This is a genomic window from Luteitalea sp. TBR-22 (genome assembly GCF_016865485.1).
In the GTDB taxonomy this organism is placed as follows: Bacteria; Acidobacteriota; Vicinamibacteria; order Vicinamibacterales; family Vicinamibacteraceae; genus Luteitalea.
Genome location: NZ_AP024452.1, coordinates 2700545 through 2716290, shown reverse-complemented (window position 1 = coordinate 2716290; position 15746 = coordinate 2700545). Strand labels below are relative to the sequence as shown.

Sequence of the window (15746 nt, the reverse complement as noted above, 5' to 3'; positions counted from 1 at the left end):
GGTCAGGCTCGCGGATCGAGAAGGACCTTGATGGCAGGTTCGGTGCGTGCGTCGAGCATCGCCAGCGCGCCGGCGACCTGCGTGAGCGGCAGGCGATGCGTGACGAGCGGCGACGGGTCGATCCGCCCCTCGTCGATGAGCCGCACGGCACGGCCGAACACGGCGGAGGGATACGCGAACACGGCCTCGAGGCGCGCGTCGCGGAACACCAGGGGATCGAAATTGAACGGCGTGGTGCGGTCGGAGCCCGCGATGCCCAGCACCGTGAGTCGCCCGCCGCGCGCGAGCACGTCGGCCGCGGCGACCTGCGCCAGCGGGTGCCCCGCCGCCTCGATCACGACGTCGGCGCCGCCGTCGAGCACGTCGCGCACCGCGGCGGCCAGGTCGGGCGCGTTGGCGCAGACCGTATCGGTGGCACCCACGGCACGCGCCACGCCGAAGGTCGTGTCGCGCACATCGGCGACGACGAGACGCGCGGGATGGCAGCCCGCCGCGCACGCCACCGCCAGGAGGCCGATGGGGCCCGCGCCGATCACCACCACGCGATCGGCCGGCGTGATCGCGCTCCGCTCCACGGCATGCAGCGCGCACGCCGTGGGCTCGGACAGGGCGGCGAGGGCCGTGTCGACGCGCTGCAGCGGATGGCAGAGGTCGGCGCGCGCGGCGACGTACTCGCGATATCCGCCGTCGCGCGTGAAGCCGTACTCGTCGTAGTTGGCGCACAGATGCGTGCGTCCGGCGCGGCAGGGCGCGCAGTGGCCGCAGAAGTGGTGCCCCTCGACGACGACGGGAGTGCCGGCCGACAGATGCGGATGAGCGGCCGACGTCTCGGCGACGACACCGGCCCACTCGTGGCCCGGCACCACCGGATAGCGCGTGAACGCCGCGTCGCGCGTGCCCTTGACGAGTTCGAGGTCGGACCCGCAGATGCCCACGGCCTCGACCCTCACGAGGACCTCACCGGCGCCAGGCACGGGCATGGCCTGATCCACCAGGCCGGCCGAGCCGGGCCGCTCGACGCGAAAGGCGCGCATGGAGCGGCATTATGTCGCACGGCGCGGCAAGCGCGCGCCGCCCCCTCGCGGGTCGTTCAGTGCGAGGCCAGGGTGGTCGGCGGGCCGAACAGCTGCAGGTTCTGGATCGACCAGGGCGGCGCCGCGTCCGGTGAGGCGGTCTGCGTGATGCGCAGGAACCGCGTGGTCACCGGTGCGAACGTGATGACGGTCGTGAGGCCGCGCCCGCTGCCCTCCGCGATGGCAGGGCTCCAGGTCACCCCGTCAGCCGACGTCTGGACGACGTACTGCCGGGGGTAACCGACGATCGTCACCGGTTGGCCGGTCACGTCGGGAGCAGGAGGGCCTCCGGGACGGGCCGTTGCCCCGGCCGCGCCCGCCGTCGGGGCGGCAGCTGCCCCGGCCCCCGCCGCGGCCGGACTCGCGGCCGGAGGCCGCACGATGGCGACCGAATCGAACTGCAGTTCGCTGACCGGCGTCGGTTCGGGGAACTCGATCTGGAACCACATGCCGGCCGCTTGCGGGACGAGCGACGTCCACGCCCCGCCGGCGGCAGTGAGGGCACGGGCGGCGGTCTCGGACTCATGGCTGGCGAGCGCGACCCACGTCGGCCGTGGGGCAATCAGCTGCGGCACGACCGAGCGCAGTTCCTCGACCGTCCAGTTGCCCTGGCGGCCGCGGCTCGCGGCCCGCACTCGCGCGACGTCGGCCGCGCTGATGAAGGCGGCGCGATTGCCGAAGCTGTTGCGGACGAACGACGTCACGTTGGCAATCCACTCGTCGGACTGGTCGCCCATCGGCGCCATGACGCCGCCGGGGTACGTGGTGCCCTCGATGGGGCCGGTCAGGCCGTGCAGCAGCGTGCGGATCGCGTAGTCGCGGTGACCGAGGAGCCGCGGTGAGCCGGCGAGCGGTGGCGCCATCCGGGTCCCGGCTGGCGCCCCGGCCAGCGGCGCGCCCTTGCCGTCCGTCCCGTGACAGGCGTAGCAGAGCTCGTCGTAGACGGCTTCACCGCGCTGCAGCGCCTCGCGCTGCGTGGCGGTCATGGTGCGGGAGGTGAAGCCGGGCGGCACCGGCGGCCGGAGGATCTGGTCGCCGATCTCGCGGACGCCGCGCGTCGGGCGGGTCGCCTGCGCGGCCTTCACGATCGCGGCGAGGTCGGTCACCTTCCACAGCTTCAGCGTGAGCATCGCCTGGATGACGACCGAGGTGTCCGCATCCTGGGTGAGCGCGCGCACATCCGCCACGAAGGACGTGTCGCCGGCGGTGAACAGCGACTCGCTCGCCCGCATCGCCTGGATGCGCATGTGCGGGCTCGGGTCCTTCATGAGCTCGCGCACGAGATCGGGTTCGAGCGCGCCGAGGCCCTCGAGCGTCCAGAGCGCGTGGAAGCGCGCCACCAGCGCCGTCGCCGTCCTCGCCTTCTCCACCAGCGCAGGCACGACGCGTCGATCCTGCCGGAGGACCAGCAGCCGCTGGGCGGTGTCGCGCCACCACCCGTTGGGGTGGTCGAGGTGCGCGACGAGCGCGTCGACACCCTCGCCAAGCATCCGCGGCCGCGTCGGGTCCGGCTGGTGATCGTCGTGCACGATCCGCCAGATGCGCCCGCGCCGCACGATCTTGTCGAACTGGTACTGCTCGATCTTCTTCCGCAGGTAGGTGCCCGGCTTCGTCCAGTTCGATTCCTGGATGATGCCGTGGTACATGTCGGCCACCAACACCGTGCCGTCCGGGGCCGTGGCGAGGTTCACGGGCCGGAACAGCGGGTCGGTGCTGAGGACGAACTCCGATCCCGGGTACGCATTGCGCAACTGCGTGAGCCCCTCGTTGACGTCGATCTTCGCGCGGCGGATCAGGCGTCCGACGGGCTCGGCAAACAGCAGGTCGCCGCGCAGGTCGGCCGGCAGGCGATGGCCGCGGACGATGTCGGGGCCGCACGTCGCGGTGAAGTGGTTCAGCGTGCCGATGGGTGTCCGCACGCGGGGCATGCCGCCCTGCACGTCCGCATAGCCGAACGCCGCCGGCCACACCTGCTCGAAGCCTTCCTCGAACTGATCGCGGACCGAGAACGAGCCGTAATGGATCGGCACCTGGAAGTTCATGGGGCCGCGCTCGCCACCCGCGTCCACGAACCACATCTTCCCGGCATCGTCCTGCGTGAGCCCCCACTGGCCGCCGTTGCGGCCGGTGGGCTCCTTCCTGATGCCGGACGGCGTCCAGCGGATCCGGAAGGCGTTGTAGGTGCTGTAGATCCAGTTGTCGAGCCCCCACACGAAGCCGCTCTGCTGGTGCTCCAGGTTGCCGCGGCGGCCGACCCCGCTGTAGAAGAGCGTCTTGCTGTCCGCGACGCCATCGCCGTTGGTGTCGCGGTACTCGTACATGTCGTCGCTGTCGGTCTCCATAGTGACGATGCTGCCGTCGAGCGGCAGGACGAACCTGGGCAGGACGAGGTTGTCGATGAAGACCGTGTGGCGGTCGTACTTGCCGTCGCCCTTCGTGCTCTCGTGGAGGCTGATGCGGCTGACCGGCGCATGCTGGTTGGTGCCGTCGGCATCGGGCATGTAGCCGCGCATCTCCGCGACGTACAGCCGCCCGTTGCCGTCGAAGGCCATCGCCACCGGGTTCTCGATCACCGGCTCGGCCAGCACGAGTTCCATGCGGTACCCGGGCGGCAGGATGAACCGGCGAGCCTGTTCCGCCGGGGTCAAGGCCTGCACGGGCGGCTTCGGCGAGAAGTCGGCGCCCGCGTCGTCGGCACGACGCGCGCGGGGCGCCTGCGCCCTGAGGGTCAGGGTCGTGAGCAACGCGACGGCGGCCACGACGACGATGACACGCCCGCCGCGCGAGACCTGCGGCGTCAGGTGCCTGAGAGAAGGCTGTCGCATGTTGCGCCTATCGTAGCGCGGTGGGCAGGTCGTCGCGCCGGTCGGGGCATGTCGACTCGCGCTGACGGCACGCGGGAAGCGGCTGGGTCGGCCTTCGACTTCGCGCAGGCCGCGCCGAGCGAAGTCGAGGGGCGGAGACCCGGCCCTACCTCCGGATCAGCGCGCGGCGTGCGTGGTCGGACCGTCGTAGATCTTCTCGCCGGCGCGGATGGCCACCTTCAGGATGTTCTCCTTCGGCGGCGTCGGGCACGTCGTGTACGGGTTGTACGCGCACGGCGGGTTGTACGCCCTGTTGAAGTCGATGACGTAGCGACCATCGCCGGTCGGCTCGGCGTACACGTAGCGCGTGCCGTACGTCTCGCGCCCCATCGTCGCGTCGCGGAAGATCACCTGCAGGCGGCCCTTGGTGCTCGTGAATGCCAGGACCCGGACCTTCTTGCCATCCCACGGGAACTCGAGTTGCCCCGGCGCCTGGTATGGCTCGGGATCACCGAGGATGTTGCGAACGTCGACGGTCCTGGCCTCCTCGAACGGCCTGAGCGTGGCCACCACGCGTGCCCCCTCCGACACCGGGAACCACTTCGGCCCCTGGAAGCCGATGCGGATCGGCGACTCGGGATCGCGCACGCGCATGGCCAGCCGCGGGCCGCTCTCGTGCAGATGGAACTCCACCTTGCCGACCCGCACCTTGTCGGGCGGCGTCGCGGGCTGCCCCGGCGCGCCGCGCTCAGCCTTCTTCAGCACCACCTCCGCCGGCGCGGGCTGTCCGTTGAGCAGCGCTTCGACACCCGGCTCGAAGCGGAGCGTCGCCACGCCCCCGGCAACCACCACCGTACCCACCTTCGCGGGCGCATGGCCGGTCGGGAGCGGGATGTCGCTCCCCGGCGCACTGCCGATCACGTACGTGCCGTCGGGCAGGAACGTCAGTCCGGCGACGCTGAGCCAGCCGTACTCGTCGCGCAGGGTCTGCTCGTACTGCTGACGCCAGTCGTCGACGCCGGGCGGGTTGCCGGGCGGGAATGCGCCGGCCGCCTCCTGGGCCAGGACCGGCGAGGCAAGCAACAGGGCCGCCAGGGCGGCAACGGAGAACGAACGTGAAAGCGTCATGCGACGGTACCGGCGGCACCGCCCGGCTTGCGAGGCAGCGCCTGAACTCGCAGTCGTGGCCGCGAGGATCGTGTTCAGGGACGACACCGGCGGGGGCCGGTGGGACACAAGGTCAGGGGGATGGGATCAACAACAACACGCGCAGCGCCGGGCGGCACTGGCGACGAGCATCGACGGCACGCGGAGCGAGGGCGTCGAGTCCATGAGTCGACAGTAGCGCGCGGCAGGCCCGGGCACAAGAGGCTATGACGCAGGCTGGGCGAGAATGACACGTGCCCGCGCTCCTCGGCGACCTGCTGCCCCCTCGACGTGATGCCTCCAGCGACGACCTGCTGGACCGGTTCCTGGACTACGTGTCCGGCCGGCGCCTCTCCCTCTATCCCGCGCAGGAAGAAGCCGTGCTGGCGCTGCTCGACGGACAGAACGTCATCCTCAACACGCCGACCGGCTCGGGCAAGTCACTGGTCGCCTCGGCCCTGCTGTTTGCGGCCCTCGCGCGGGGCGAGCGGGCCGTCTACACCTGCCCGATCAAGGCCCTGGTCAACGAGAAGTGGATGGACCTGTGTCGCGAGTTCGGTCCGGAGCACGTCGGCTTGTCGACCGGCGACGCGTCGGTCAACCGCGACGCGCCCATCCTCTGCTGCACCGCCGAGGTGCTGTCCAACATCGCGCTGCGGGAGGGTGGCGACGCCGACATCCAGCACGTCGTGATGGACGAGTTCCACTACTACGCCGATCGCGACCGCGGCGTGGCCTGGCAGGTGCCGTTGCTGACGATGCCGCAGGCGCGCTTCCTGCTGATGTCGGCGACCCTCGGCGACACGGCGCCGTTCGAGACCTCGCTGACCTCGCTCAACGGCCGGGGCTCGGTGACCATCAGGTCGGCGGTCCGCCCCGTGCCTCTGGAGTTCAGTTATTCGGAGGTCCCGCTCCCCCACGCGATCGAGGCGCTGGTCGAGGCGGGCAGGACGCCCGCGTACGTGGTGCACTTCACGCAGGCCGATGCAGCCAGCAGCGCGCAGGACTTCACCAGCCTGAAGATCTGCACGCGCGAGGAGAAGGCTCTGATTGCCGACCGCATCGCCGCGTTCGACTTCTCGAGCCCCTACGGCGGTCACATCCGCAAGTGGCTGCGGCATGGGATCGGCCTGCACCACGCCGGCCTGCTGCCGAAGTACCGCGTGCTCATCGAGCAGCTCGCGCAACAGGGCCTGCTGAAGGTGATCTGCGGCACCGACACGCTCGGCGCCGGCATCAACGTGCCCATCCGCACCGTCGTCTTCACCCGCTTGTGCAAGTTCGACGGCCAGAAGACCGCGCACCTCACCGCCCGCGACTTCCACCAGATCGCCGGCCGCGCCGGTCGCAAGGGGTTCGACGACCAGGGCTTCGTCGTCGTGCAGGCGCCCGAGCACGTGATCGAGAACCTGCGCCTGTCGGAGAAGGCGGCGCGCGACGGCAAGAAGGTGACCAAGCGCAAGCCGCCCGAGCACAACTACGTGCACTGGGACCAGAACACGCTGACGCGCCTGATCGGCGCTCCGCCGGAGCCGCTCGTGTCGCGCTTCCAGGTGACGCACGGCATGTTGCTGAACGTGCTGAGCCGCAAGACCGACGGCGTGGCAGCCATGCGCCAGTTGATCCGCGACTCGCACGAGTCCGACGCCGCCAAGGCCGGCCATCGTCGTCGCGCCTGGCAGTTGTTCCGCAGCCTCGTCTCACGCGGCATCGTCGAGATCGTGCCTCGCACGCCGGAAGGCGCCCGCGTGCGGGTGAACGTCGACCTGCAGGACGACTTCTCGATGAACCAGGCGCTGTCGCTGTACCTGATCGAGACGTTGCCGCTACTCGACCCCGACGAGCCGACGCACGCGCTCGACGTGCTGACGCTGGTCGAGTCGATCCTCGAGAACCCCGAGCTGATCCTCCGCCGGCAACTCGATCGCATCAAGGACCGCGCCGTCGCGCAGATGAAGGCCGACGGGATGGAGTACGAGCAGCGCATGGAGGAACTCGAGAAGCTCGAGTACCCCAAGCCGCTGCGGGACTTCGTGTACGACACGTTCAACGCCTTCGCCGACCGCCACCCCTGGGTCGGGCAGGAGAACATCCGCCCCAAGTCGATCGCGCGCGAGATGTACGAAACGGGCAAGTCGTTCGCCGAGTACGTCATGGAGTACGACCTCGAGCGGTCGGAGGGGCTGCTGCTCCGTCACCTGAACAGCGTCTACAAGGTCCTCAGCCAGACCGTGCCCGACGGCGCCAAGACCGACGACGTGCTCGAGGTGGAGTGGCACTTCAAGGCGCTGGTGCAGGGCGTGGACGCGAGCCTGGCCGACGAATGGGAGCGCATGCGGGATCCCGACTACGTGCCGCTGGCGGCAACCGGCGGCGGTCTCACGCTGCGGCCCGGGCGCCCGGCCGCGTACGACCTCACGGGCGATGCGCGGGCCTTCATGGCCGCGATTCGATCGCGGATCTTCCTGTGGCTGCGGCCGTGGGCTCACGGCGACCACGCCGCAGCCCTCGCGGTCCTCGACTCACCCGTCGCCGGCGACCTCGCGAGCGACACGCCATCGTGGACACCCGAACGACTCGCCGAGTCGCTCGCGGCCTACCTCGATGGGCACCTGGCGGTGCGCTTCGACCCGGAAGGGCGCAACACCAAGCACACGCACGTGGATCGCGACATCGATCCCGAGGCGTGGCGGGTGCAGCAGGTGCTCGTCGATCCCGAGGACCTGAACGACTGGATGGCGGAGTTCGAGGTGGACGTGCCCGCCTCGCGCGCGCGGCAGGCGCCGGTCATGCGCCTGCGCTCGATCGGCCCGATCGCCTGACGGTTCGTGAGCGTCGCCCAAGGGCGACGCCGACACCCGGGCGTCCGGGGGCGTCGGCCACGGGCGACACCTGCACCCGGGAGTCTGGGGCCGTCGGCCACTGGCGACGCCGACACCCGGGCGTCGTAGCCGTCGGCCTTGGCCGACGGTCAGCCATCTTGCCGGGAGTGCCGGCATGCGTTACCTGGTCCGCTGGTACACGCGGACGTAATCGACGAGCATCCGGTACGGCAGCGACGTCTCGTCGATGCCCTTCTCACCGCCCCACGCACCGCCGACGGCGACGTTCAGCAGCAGGTGGAACGGCCCGTCGAACGGCCATTCCGCCTTGCCGGCGCCGGCCGGCTTGTCGTAGCGGAAGTACTCCCGGTCGTCGAGCAGGATACGGACGTGGGACGCGTCCCACTCCACCGAATAGACGTGGAACGCCTCCGACACGTCGGCCACGGTCGTCCGGGCCGTCTTCTGCGTGCCGATGCTGTGGTGGTACGCCTTCGTGTGCACCGAGGCGTGGACGACGCCGTGGTCGAAGCCGACGTGCTCCATCACGTCGATCTCGCCATCGTCGGGCCACTTCATCTTGCCGGGCGTGGTGGCGAGCATCCAGATGGCTGGCCAGGAGCCGCGGCCACGCGGCAACATCGCCCGCACGTCGATGCGGCCGTACGTCCAGTCGCCCTTGCCCTTCGTGACGAGGCGCGCCGAAGTGTACGGCGCGCCCTGCCAGGCTTCCTTGCGCGCCTCGATGACGAGGTGCCCCGCCTCGACGCGCGCGTTCTCGGGGCGTCGCGCCGTGTAGAACTGCGGCTCGCGGTTGCCCCAGCCATGGCCGCCGACGTCGTAGCCCCACCTGGCGGGGTCGGGCAGGCCGTCGCGGTCGAACTCGTCCTGCCACACGAGGGTGTACCCCTGAGGCGTGGGCGGGACGGGCGCCTGGGCGTGAGCGGCGCGTGCCAGCAGGAGGCACGCGCCCAGCGCGATGGAGGAGGTCCGCATGCGCATCCCTACTTCGGCTGCGGTACATAGCGCAAGTACGGCTTCACGGCATGCCAGCCGTTCGGGTAGATCCCCTTGGCTTCCTCGTCGGAGACAGCGGTGCCGATGATCACGTCCTGGCCAGGCTTCCAGTCGGCAGGCGTGGCGACCTTGTGGCGTGCCGAGAGTTGCAGCGAATCGACGATGCGGAGGATCTCGTCGAAGTTGCGGCCGGCCGTCATCGGGTACGAGAGCACCAGCTTGATCTTCTTGTCGGGCCCGATCACGTACACGTTGCGGACGGTCGCGTTGTCGGCAGCCGTGCGGCCGTCGGACGTCTCGCCGGCGTCGGCCGGCAGCATGCCATACAGCTTCGACACGCTGAGGTCCGGGTCGCCGATCATCGGGTAGGTCACCGCCGCACCTTGCGTCTCCTCGATGTCCTTCGCCCACGCCTCGTGGCGATCCACCGGGTCGACGCTCAGCCCGATCACCTTGACGTTGCGCTTCTCGAACTCGGGCACCAGGCGCGCCACCGTGCCGAGCTCGGTCGTGCACACCGGCGTGAAGTCCTTGGGGTGCGAGAACAGGATGCCCCAGCTGTCGCCGAGCCACTCGTGGAAGCGGATGGGACCGTGCGTGGTGGTGGCGGTGAAATCGGGAGCGTTGGTGTTGATGGCGAGCGGACCGGACATCTGCGTCTGACCTCCTCCCGGACTCGTGCGCGCGTGCCGGGGAACGCGTCGGTGATATTCGCGCGACGCTCGGGGCCCGTCAAACGGCAGGGCGTGGCATATGACAGGAAGAGCCGGGAGTCGGGAATCGGGAGTCGGGAATCGGGAGTCGGGAGTCGGGAGTCGGGAATCGGGAAGCGGGAGTCGGGAGGCGGGAGTCGGGAGTCGGGAGCCTATCTGACCACCGGCGCGTGCACGTCGGTCGTGTAGCGGCGAAAGTCGTCGTAGGTGGCCTCGCCCTCGACGTACCGGTCGCGCTCCGGGACGTCGTGCACCCAGTACCACTCCCACATCCGCACCGGGACGCGCACCGGCAGTGCGTCGATCCGGCCGAAGGTGACCTCGAGATGCGCCTTGAGGTCGCCGCCCTGCGGCGTGAGGACGGCCCGGACGATCTCGCCCGTCTCCTCGTCGATGGCCAGCAACGCCTCCAGGGCGACGTCGCGCATGCGATCGCCGCGGATCAGGCGCGGCCGGCCGCGCTCCCGCAGGCGCACCAGGCGCACCCGCGCGCCGTCCTCGTGAAGTTGGCCCCGGTCGCTGGCGCGGAAGCGGTCGGCGTGGCTCGGGTGGACGAGGATCAGGGGGAAGGTCGGGACGTTGATGGTGCGCGTGACGTGACCGAGGTTGTGACGGGCGCTGTCCTCGGTGATGCGTCGCAGCCGATCCCTCGCGTCGACGGCCGGATCGGCAAACAGCTCGGCCAGGCGGGCGTCGCGGTCGCCCACCGGCTGGCCGTCGACGGTCAGCACGTCGCGGTGCAACTGCCACGGCGTGGCGGGATCGTGGACCAGGAGCAGCGAGCCGACCAGGCGGCGCGACTCGAGGATCGGCCCGGCCGCCGCCGGTTCCGGCAGGCGGCCCGTCCAGGGTCGGATGGTCTGGAGGTACTGCTCGCGCGCGACGATGCCCTGCAGTTCGCTGCCGAAGCGTTCGGCGGCCCGGCCGGCCCGCGCGAGCACCTCGCGCAGCGACAACGGCTCCTCCGCCCGCGGCCTGGCAGTCACGCTGGCCGCGAGCACGGCGACGAGGCAGCAGGCGATGCGGGCAGAGACACGTCGGGCGCGAGGAGCCGAAGCTCGTCGCGCCCGTTGTGGCACCGGCAATTTCACGATTTCAGAGTTTCACAATCTCACCACCGCCGCCAGCGGTCGATGCGGAGGCGGTGGTGAAATTGCTGCAATTCTGAAGTGCCTGCAACTCCGTCAGTTGACCGTCGGCTCCGGCTCGGCCTTCGGCTGGGCCGGGGCCTTCTTCAGGCCCTGGATCTGCAGGCCCGTCGCCAGCGCGGGGGCCGGCTCCTTCAGGACGTGCTGACGGTACAGGGCCGCCATGCGCTCGTTCTCGGCCTGCTTCTTGGCTTCCTCACGGGCGCGGAGCTTCTCCTCGCGGGCATTGCGGGCCACGCCGGCCTCGTCGAGGTCGGTCTGGCGGCTCTTGGCCACCGCGTCAGCGTCGAGGATCAGCGAGTGCTCCTTCGAGCTGAGGTTGACCGCCTTGCCGCCGGCGAAGATCTCGTGACGCCCATGCTCCTCGTACCACTTGGTGAGGGTGGCCGTCATGTGCATCTTCTCGATGATCTGGCGCCAGCCGATGCCCGTGTTGTAGGCGCAGAAGCTGATCTCGCCCTGCTGCGTCGCGTACGGGATGATGCAGCGCTCCGTGCGGCGGAAGTCGTAGTTGAACAGGTCCTGGAACCACATGCCGGCGATGAACAGGAAGTTCCAGCGGTCCTGCCGACGCAGCTCGATGTCCTGCAGGGTACGCTGCCCGTCGACGCGGCCGTAGTTCTTGCCGGTGGCGCCGAAGGTCTTGTCGAACTTCTTGATCAGGTCGGTCAGCTTGAAGTGCGTCGGCGACTTGAACGGGTCGTAGTTCTTGGCCAGCGCCAGCGACAGGCCGAGCATCGACAGGCGACGACCACGGGCGGCGTCGTTGACCCGCTGCAGGTCCCGGGCGAGCTGCTTGCCCTCGAGGAACGCCGTGACCGGCACGGCCTCCTTCGTTTCCTTGTCGATCATCACCGCCATGCCGACGCCGCAGTTGGGGTGGCAGCCGCACGAGAGGTTGCCCCACTCCTGCTGCGGCCCCTTCACCAGGTCGGCCCAGTCGGTGAACGTGCCCATGAACGAGATCGGGAACCAGTCGCGGGTCGGCTCGCCGATCTGCATCTGGTTCTTCACGTCGTGCGCCAGGTGCGACAGCGTGTAGCGCTGCGCGGCGCGGCGCTCGTCGGTGACCTCCTCGTCGCGGCCCGTGAACGACACCGGCTGGAACGAGAGGAACGAGATCTTGCGCGGGTTGTCGAGGGCGAACCGGATGATGCGGCCCACCTGCTCGTTGTTCACGCCGTTGACGATCGTCGTGACCGGGACGATGTCGACGCCGTTGGCCCAGAGGTTCTCGATGGCGCGCAGCTTGACGTCGAACAGGTTGCCGACGAGGCGGTGCGAGTTGGCCGCATTGCCGATGCCGTCGAACTGCAGATAGGCGTACCGGAGGCCGGCCTCGGCCGCGGCCTTGGCGAACTCGGGGCTCTTGGCGAACTCGATGCCGTTGGTGGCCGCCTGCACCGAGTTGTAGCCGACCTTCTTGGCGTAGCGGACCGCGTCGAGGAAGTACGGCGACAGCGTCGGCTCACCGCCCGAGAACTGCACCGACATCTGCCGGCGCGGCTTGATGGTGATGGCGTTGTCGAGCAGCGTCTTGATGTCTTCCCAGCTCAGCTCGTGGACGAACCCGACCTGGTTGGCGTCCATGAAGCAGGGGTCGCACATCATGTTGCAGCGGTTGGTGAGGTCGATGGTCAGCACCGATCCGCGGCCGTACTTGATCGTCGAGCTGCCGTGGTTGTGCAGCGTCTCGTCGTTGTGCGCCCGGATGTCGCTGCCCGGGTACGACTCCTCGAGGTGCTTGAAGAACGCCGGGTCGATCGCCATGACGTCCTCGAAGTGCCCGTGCTTGGGGCAATCCTTGACCATCAGGATCTTGCCGTCGCGCTCGAGGATGGTGGCCTTGATCTCGCCCACCTTCTCGTTCAGGAGCACCGACACGTCGCGCTTGCCGTCGAGGATCTCCTGCCGCGCCTCGCGGACGCAGGTCGGGCACAGCGAGTCGGTCTCACGCGGCCAGCCCAGGGGCGGCTTGACCTTCTCCCACGACTTCTGCAACGGCTTGTCCGACCACTTCGGCACGAATCCGGGGGCGCGGTTGATGGAATTGAGCGCATCGAACACCACCCACGCGCCCTTGGCGGCGTAGGTCAACCCCTTTTCGACGTACTTGATCGGCTTGTACGGCATCGTTGTCCTCGGTCCTCATCATGGGGCGCGGCTCGGGCCACTCCGGAGCACGCCTGATGTCAGCGGCGCAATTATGACGAGGGCCTTGTCCATCAGCCGTACTTTTCCCTGAAGCGGCAGTTTCCAGCGGTGAGTGGGCACCGGAACGCCCCAATGGGCACGCCACGGCCCGGTCACTGCCGCTGGGCTTCGTGCTCGCGTGCCCCACGTGCGCTGCGGCCGGACGCGGTCGCCGGTACACTACCCGTGGGCGGTCGCTCCCCGGCCGCCAGTCGCCCATGCAAGACGCTGTCTGGATCGTGCTCGCGCTCCTGCAGGGTCCCGCCCCTGTGGCCGCGGCCCCCCTGCCCCTCGTCGTCGACCCGATCGTCCTGCCGGCAAGTGCCGTGTCGGGCCGGTTGACGGCGCCGCCTGGGCCGCCGGCGCCAGTGGCCCGGGTTTCCGCGGCAAAGCCCGCCGCGCCCCGCAAGCCGGAGTTGGTGAAGGGCAAGGCCGAACTGTCGTACGTGTCCACCGGCGGCACGGCCTCGACCCAGACGATCGGCACCGGCGCCGAAGCGGTGTTCTCGCCCGGCCTCTGGCGGCTGGAGTCGCGGGGCAGCTTCCTGCGCACCCGGACCGATGGCACCGTGCGCGCGCGCCGCCTCACCGGCCAGTTCAAGACCGCCCGGCGGATCGGCGATGCGGCGGAGGTGTTCGCCCGGGCCAACTACCTGCGCAACACGTTCGCGGGCATCGACAACAGCGTCGACGGCGCGGCGGGCGTCACGGCCCTGCTCATCAAGGGCGAACCACAGCGGCTGGCGCTGGACTCGGGCTTCGGCTACATCGGCGAGGACCGGACGCGCGGCCCCGGCCGCTACCTGGCCACCATGGACCTCGGCCTGCGGCACCAGTGGGAGTTCACCCGGCGCAACCGCATCTCCAACGATGCCTCGGTCAAGGCCGACGTCGAGCGCACCAGCGACTGGCGGCTGTCGCACGTGGCCGCCCTGCAGGCCGCCCTCAACGCCGTCCTGGCCCTCAAGCTGTCACACGAGATCACCTACCGGAACGAGCCCGTCCCCGGCTTCACCAAGGCCGACACGGTGGCCGCGGCCGCCATCGTGGCGACCTTCTGACGACGGTACTGCAGGGATGGCCCCTTACTGCCGATAGTCCAGACACGATGGTGGCCCCAGACCCACGCTCCCCGACGCCCCTGACGCGCGAGCGCCTGCTCCGGCAGGCCGACGCGCTCGAGCCGCTCCCGGCCACGGCTACGCGGTTGGTCACGCTCCTCAGCCAGAGCGAGTGGATGATCCGCGACGTCGAGGAAGTGGTCAGGCTCGACCTCGGCCTCACCGCGCGCGTGCTCCGGTTCGCCAACTCCGCCTGGACGGCCCACTTGCCGTCGGTGAGCACGGTGCGCGATGCCCTGATGCGGATCGGCGTGGGCACGGCCCTGTCGCTGGCGATCGCCGAAGGCGTCCGGCCGCGGCTCCTCAAGCCCCTGCCGGCCTTCGACCTGCAGCCGGGCCGCCTCTGGCAGCACGCGGTCGCCGCCGCGCTGGCCACCGAGATCGTCACCCGGCGCGCCCGCACGCCGATCCCACCGGAAACCGTCACCGCGTCGCTGCTCCACGACGTGGGCAAGGTGGTGCTCGACGAGGCGATGGACGAGGCGACGCTGACCGCCCTCCGCACCGCCTGGACCAGCGGCAGCCTGTCGCGCATCGAGGCGGAGCGCCAGGTGCTCGGCATGGATCACGGTGAACTGGGCGGGTACGTGGCGCGCCACTGGGGCCTGCCCGAGCGCGTCGCCGCCGCCATCACGCATCACCACACGCCGGCCGCCGCGCGGAGCACGATCTGCGACGTGGTGCACCTGTCCAACGGCGTCGCCAAGCTGTCCGGCTTCGGCCCGCTCATCGCCGAGATCGACGGCCCGATCGAAGGCGACGTGCTGGCGCGCCTCAACTTCTCGCCCACCGACCTGCACACCTTCTGCTCGGAACTGACCGACCGGATGCGGACCGGGCAGGAGCGCTTCCACTGACGCTGGCAATTTGAAATTCGAAATTTGAAATTCTCGGGCGAGGGCCTTCGGCCCCTCGCCTCGGGTATATCGAGCGGCACGGCCGGAGGCCGGCCGCCCACAATTTCAAATTTCAAAATTCCAATTACCATCACGCGCATGACGGATGCGCGCGTGACGCCCGTGGTGATCGGCATCGCCGGGGGCTCGGGATCAGGCAAGACGACGGTCGTGCGGCGGCTCACCGCCTCGCTCGGCGATGCCCACGTGTCCGTGCTGGAGCACGACCGCTACTACCGCGACCGCAGCGACCTGCGCCTCGAGGAACGCGCCGCCCTCAACTACGACCATCCCGACTCGCTCGAGACCGACCTGCTGGTGGAGCACGTGCGCGCCTTGCGCGCCAGGCAGGCGGTCGAGGCGCCCCAGTACGACTTCGCGCGCCACAATCGCCTCGAGGCCAGCGACGTCATCGCGCCGCGCGCCGCGATCATCGTCGAGGGCATCCTGATCTTCGCCGACAAGGCGCTGCGCGAGCTGATGGACGTGAAGGTGTTCGTCGACGCCGACGACGACACGCGCTTCATCCGGCGCCTGCAGCGCGACATCGCCGAGCGCGGGCGCACCGTGCAGTCGGTCATCGACCAGTACCTGGGCACCGTCAAGCCGATGCACCTCGAGTTCGTGGAGCCGAGCAAGCGGTACGCCGACATCATCGTCCCGCAAGGCGGGCACAACGACGTCGCCATCGAGATGCTGCTGACGCTGGCGCGGGGCCTGGTGGCACGCGGCTGACAATTCGAAATTCGAACTTTGGAATTCTCGGGGGCGCGGCTACGCCGCCGCCCCTCGGGATCCTCGAGCGGCAAGGCC

Annotated in this window: 11 protein-coding genes; 4 read left to right on the top strand and 7 right to left on the bottom strand. The window is 69.8% G+C overall.

Translation table 11 applies throughout. From position 1 onward, the window contains the following. Positions 1 to 2: 2 nt before the first annotated feature. The 3 genes from TBR22_RS11110 to TBR22_RS11100 all read right to left on the bottom strand — a co-directional run bounded on the left by TBR22_RS11110 (position 3) and on the right by TBR22_RS11100 (position 5005). Positions 3 to 1034 (bottom strand): zinc-binding dehydrogenase, encoded by a 1032-nt coding sequence (locus TBR22_RS11110; protein WP_239493052.1) that lies wholly within the window; start codon positions 1032 to 1034, stop codon positions 3 to 5. Positions 1035 to 1090: 56 nt separating this feature from the next. Beyond that, entirely contained in the window at positions 1091 to 3898 is a 2808-nt protein-coding gene (locus TBR22_RS11105; RefSeq protein ID WP_239493051.1) for a c-type cytochrome, read from the bottom strand. Between the two features lie 156 nt (positions 3899 to 4054). Beyond that, positions 4055 to 5005, bottom strand: coding sequence for a DUF1684 domain-containing protein (locus TBR22_RS11100; RefSeq protein WP_239493050.1), 951 nt, complete (start codon positions 5003 to 5005; stop codon positions 4055 to 4057). Positions 5006 to 5277: 272 nt separating this feature from the next. Between TBR22_RS11100 and TBR22_RS11095 the strand changes: the two genes are divergently transcribed. Then, positions 5278 to 7845 carry an RNA helicase gene (locus TBR22_RS11095; protein ID WP_239493049.1) on the top strand — a complete coding sequence of 856 codons (2568 nt, stop codon included), beginning with the start codon at positions 5278 to 5280 and terminating at the stop codon, positions 7843 to 7845. Positions 7846 to 8025: 180 nt separating this feature from the next. Here the strand turns inward: TBR22_RS11095 and TBR22_RS11090 are convergent, their stop codons facing one another. The 4 genes from TBR22_RS11090 to TBR22_RS11075 all read right to left on the bottom strand — a co-directional run bounded on the left by TBR22_RS11090 (position 8026) and on the right by TBR22_RS11075 (position 12856). Next, positions 8026 to 8841: a family 16 glycosylhydrolase gene (locus TBR22_RS11090; protein WP_239493048.1), complete on the bottom strand. Its 816-nt coding sequence runs from the start codon at positions 8839 to 8841 to the stop codon at positions 8026 to 8028. A gap of 8 nt (positions 8842 to 8849) precedes the next feature. Next, the gene (locus tag TBR22_RS11085; RefSeq protein WP_239493047.1) at positions 8850 to 9515 is read right to left on the bottom strand and encodes a peroxiredoxin; all 666 of its coding nucleotides are present in this window, start codon (positions 9513 to 9515) and stop codon (positions 8850 to 8852) included. Positions 9516 to 9727: 212 nt separating this feature from the next. Next, entirely contained in the window at positions 9728 to 10561 is an 834-nt protein-coding gene (locus TBR22_RS11080) for a hypothetical protein (RefSeq protein WP_239493046.1), read from the bottom strand. 198 nt (positions 10562 to 10759) lie between these two features. Next, positions 10760 to 12856 (bottom strand): radical SAM protein, encoded by a 2097-nt coding sequence (locus tag TBR22_RS11075; protein ID WP_239493045.1) that lies wholly within the window; start codon positions 12854 to 12856, stop codon positions 10760 to 10762. A 278-nt stretch (positions 12857 to 13134) separates the two neighbouring features. Between TBR22_RS11075 and TBR22_RS11070 the strand changes: the two genes are divergently transcribed. The 3 genes from TBR22_RS11070 to udk all read left to right on the top strand — a co-directional run bounded on the left by TBR22_RS11070 (position 13135) and on the right by udk (position 15668). Continuing rightward, positions 13135 to 13977: a DUF481 domain-containing protein gene (locus TBR22_RS11070; RefSeq protein ID WP_239493044.1), complete on the top strand. Its 843-nt coding sequence runs from the start codon at positions 13135 to 13137 to the stop codon at positions 13975 to 13977. A 47-nt stretch (positions 13978 to 14024) separates the two neighbouring features. Further along, positions 14025 to 14894, top strand: coding sequence for an HDOD domain-containing protein (locus tag TBR22_RS11065; protein WP_239493043.1), 870 nt, complete (start codon positions 14025 to 14027; stop codon positions 14892 to 14894). A 138-nt stretch (positions 14895 to 15032) separates the two neighbouring features. Continuing rightward, positions 15033 to 15668, top strand: coding sequence for a uridine kinase (gene udk, locus TBR22_RS11060; protein WP_239493042.1), 636 nt, complete (start codon positions 15033 to 15035; stop codon positions 15666 to 15668). Positions 15669 to 15746: the final 78 nt, after the last annotated feature.

What these genes read in the sequence shown, in the direction of transcription:
- TBR22_RS11090 (WP_239493048.1), bottom strand. Translation starts at nt 8,841, where the DNA reads ATGCGGACCTCCTCCATCGCGCTGGGCGCGTGCCTCCTGCTGGCACGC.
- TBR22_RS11070 (WP_239493044.1), top strand. Translation starts at nt 13,135, where the DNA reads ATGCAAGACGCTGTCTGGATCGTGCTCGCGCTCCTGCAGGGTCCCGCC.
- TBR22_RS11105 (WP_239493051.1), bottom strand. Translation starts at nt 3,898, where the DNA reads ATGCGACAGCCTTCTCTCAGGCACCTGACGCCGCAGGTCTCGCGCGGC.
- TBR22_RS11075 (WP_239493045.1), bottom strand. Translation starts at nt 12,856, where the DNA reads ATGCCGTACAAGCCGATCAAGTACGTCGAAAAGGGGTTGACCTACGCC.
- udk (WP_239493042.1), top strand. Translation starts at nt 15,033, where the DNA reads ATGACGGATGCGCGCGTGACGCCCGTGGTGATCGGCATCGCCGGGGGC.
- TBR22_RS11085 (WP_239493047.1), bottom strand. Translation starts at nt 9,515, where the DNA reads ATGTCCGGTCCGCTCGCCATCAACACCAACGCTCCCGATTTCACCGCC.
- TBR22_RS11100 (WP_239493050.1), bottom strand. Translation starts at nt 5,005, where the DNA reads ATGACGCTTTCACGTTCGTTCTCCGTTGCCGCCCTGGCGGCCCTGTTG.
- TBR22_RS11110 (WP_239493052.1), bottom strand. Translation starts at nt 1,034, where the DNA reads ATGCGCGCCTTTCGCGTCGAGCGGCCCGGCTCGGCCGGCCTGGTGGAT.
- TBR22_RS11065 (WP_239493043.1), top strand. Translation starts at nt 14,025, where the DNA reads ATGGTGGCCCCAGACCCACGCTCCCCGACGCCCCTGACGCGCGAGCGC.